The following is a 3055-nucleotide window of genomic DNA, read 5'->3' as shown; positions in this document are numbered from 1 at the left end:
AATGTATAAAATAAAAAATACGAGACTCAAACTTGAATCCCGTATTTCCATTTACACAAAATATTTTATAGTGCCTTCGACTATTTGATCATACAATAAAGAATTTTCACTTCCTTGAAGTTTTGAGAATACAGACTTCAAAAAATCTATTTCCCACGGCATTACTTTGTGCCTAGTAAAAAGATTGCCAAACAATGTAAACATAACTATTTATAAATTAGTAGACCAATTATATTTCGCCTCAATCCATCCAATATCTGATTTTATTCCGGCTCTTAAAAATCTAAATCTATATGTATCGAGTAATGAATGTTGAATCGTATTAATTTTCCACACATTAATCCACGATTGGCTGAAACCCTTCAAGTGGCCTATTATTGATACCTTCCAATGTAGAAACACTATAATCACGGCTACTATTTCCTATGATATATTTCCTCTCTCCATCCCTGTATCCGGCAGTATATCTCCATTCAACCCCGGTATTCTCAACACTAAATGTTGCGATATTGGCAGCATCATACGCACTGGATGTTTCTGCAAAGTAATTAACGCCACTGGTAGTATTGCCTAAGTTTGTTTTCAATGCAGGCAAAATAGACTTGTCAAATACCCTAATATTCTTCCATTCAGGGTTTATTCTCGACACTGTCCCACTTGTTCCACTAGCGTATAGGACATTAACAATTCTGTCCGTCTTATATTATCAACGCAATGAAACGTTCATTCTTTATCCGGATTTATTTTTTGCCTTTTCTCACTTAACTTTTCATCTACAGCATCCGATATTTTTTGCCTGTCTGCCTCACTTCTGTTGTTCCATTCAGTCCACCACAATTTAGTATTTTTCTCTATTCTATCCTCCTTATCGTATATGCCGTGATTCAATATCCTGAACAGAGTTTCTTTTCCAAACTTTTCACAAGTGACCTCAAACCCATAATTACCAATATCGTGAAACATGACTTTTGTTTTCAGTTCTTCCCCATTTACATTCATCAGGCAATAGGTTGAACGGCAGAATAGATTATAAAAATACTCCCAGGGATTTTTCTCGGATGCCAAATGTTCAAAAAAAAACGAACCCGATTGACCGGACAAACTTCTATATTCCACTGTCTTTCTTTCAAGTGGCTTCAAGACAATGGGCAAAGAATCGCAAAGGGATAAATAAAGGCTATCCCGACCATTCACAACAGCATAGTGTTCTTTCGTACTTGAGGACAGACAAACGGTGGAAGTCGTATTATTCCTCAAATACATTTGACCATATACACTCTTTATCCTCACGCCATTCCAATCAAATAGTTCCCGCTTTATGCTATCTGCATTTAACGAGAGACCCGGATAACGTTCCAATTGAATGTCATGGGACAGCACCCCCATCTGTACCGGATAGTCTTCCACATACCCCGACAAATATGGCCATAATTCCACAATATCAAACCATGACGACCAGTCCTCATACGATGAAAGCTCCACCAATGCTCTTTTTTCTCCAAACTTGGATATCACTACACACCATTTGGGGGTATAGTCTATTTCAATCATGGGATTACCGGAATACCCAGTCATCTCTTTTATATCAGCCACAGACATCTCCTGTTCGTCCAATTCTATGAAGCAGAGATATTTATCCTTGTATGGAACGATTTTGGAAGGTGACTCCAAATGCGATTCCACAGGAAATTCAGAGTCCGAAATCAGATATATATGATTGGAATCATTCACCGCCAATTCATATAGCACCACATATTTATTATGTATCAAACCACAGTCCACAAGCAATTCGGATTGCGCTTCCACCACTTGCTGCACTTTATTAAGAGTAGGCTGCGCACAGCCTACCATAACAAACAAAAACATCAAATTAAAAAATATATTTCTCATTACTTCATAAATTTATCATTCAACCTTTTCAACAGTTCGCTACTTGTACTTATTTTAAAAGTCTCATTCTCAATACGAGATTTTTTGCTATTATAAAACAAAAGTTCTTTATCATCTCTATAATAAATAGCACCGGTATTGATTTTCAAATTCTTCATATCATTATCAGAAGCTACTTTATTATACGGATGCGAATGCAGATCCACAATTTTATCGCCTTCAACTCCTAATTTATCTTGCACGTCCGAAAAAACACTACTTTCTCTGCCAGAAGTACCCACAATAGTAGTTTTACTCCCTTGGTTATCATACACATCCAACTTCCACTCTGCATCTGTGTTATCCGCACCAAACTTAAAAACAGCAACTGCATCATTAAGATTCGCTGTTGAATTGTAATATTCTATTCCAGCATTCTTATTCGACTTTTGCGCAGCATACATTCCTGAAAGCAGCCCCTTATCATTTACAATAATTGACGGGACATTTTTTTTAGTACTTAACAATCTATCATATGAGAAATTGTTTATTGAAGTTCTAAAAAGTTGCCCCGCACCATTTATTGTATAATCATCCTTCCCGTCCGGATCTACCCTTAACACCGGATTATTCTTACAATAAGCATAAGGACTCCAACTGTAGTGTTTCTCACAGGACGGATCTACCCCGTTCCACCTCCCCAGCACAGGATCATACCGTCTGGCACCATAGTCATACCAATTCAGTCCGCCCGCTGTCTCCAGCTCTTTCCCGTTATACTTATACGGCTGGACACTCCACCGGGAACTCGCAGACATTAATCCGCCCAAAGGATAATAATCATTCACTTCCTCCACATTGCCATGCTCATCCACAACGACACGCACATTGCCCTGATGATCCCTGATAAAGTAATGGTAGGTAGTATCAGCTAAAGTGATATACCCGACTTCAGTCAGCAACCGCACCAACACTCCATTTTCATAGACCGCATCGCCGCAATAATCCGTTGTCAGCGTATCGCCGCCAACAACCTGTACCGTGCGCACTTTAGTTCCATCACCACTGTATAAATTTGAAATGCTATCACCATTCTTAAATAGCACCCAACTAGGCAAATTTAAACAATTATATTGAATGTCAACAATGTTCTTATTTAAATCTTTTGTCAAATTACCGTTTGCAT

General features: G+C 38.1%; 3 protein-coding genes. All 3 read right to left on the bottom strand.

The window, feature by feature from the left end:
• Positions 1–337: 337 nt before the first annotated feature.
• Positions 338–649 carry a JAB-like toxin 1 domain-containing protein gene (locus I2I04_RS22995; protein WP_185911567.1) on the bottom strand — a complete coding sequence of 104 codons (312 nt, stop codon included), beginning with the start codon at positions 647–649 and terminating at the stop codon, positions 338–340.
• A gap of 74 nt (positions 650–723) precedes the next feature.
• Positions 724–1890: an Imm65 family immunity protein gene (locus I2I04_RS22990; RefSeq protein ID WP_195655934.1), complete on the bottom strand. Its 1167-nt coding sequence runs from the start codon at positions 1888–1890 to the stop codon at positions 724–726.
• Positions 1890–3055: RHS repeat-associated core domain-containing protein (locus tag I2I04_RS22985; protein ID WP_317192955.1), on the bottom strand; the 1166-nt coding region annotated here is incomplete at its 5' end. The genes I2I04_RS22990 and I2I04_RS22985, both read right to left, overlap by 1 nt.

This window comes from Bacteroides sp. 1001136B_160425_E2 (assembly GCF_015559655.1).
Taxonomy (GTDB): domain Bacteria; phylum Bacteroidota; class Bacteroidia; order Bacteroidales; family Bacteroidaceae; genus Bacteroides; species Bacteroides luhongzhouii.
Note: the sequence above shows the minus strand (reverse complement) of the source record. Positions and strands in the feature narration are given on the sequence as shown.

Coding starts and splice junctions, on each gene's coding strand:
- I2I04_RS22990 (WP_195655934.1), bottom strand. CDS start 1,890: ATGAGAAATATATTTTTTAATTTGATGTTTTTGTTTGTTATGGTAGGC.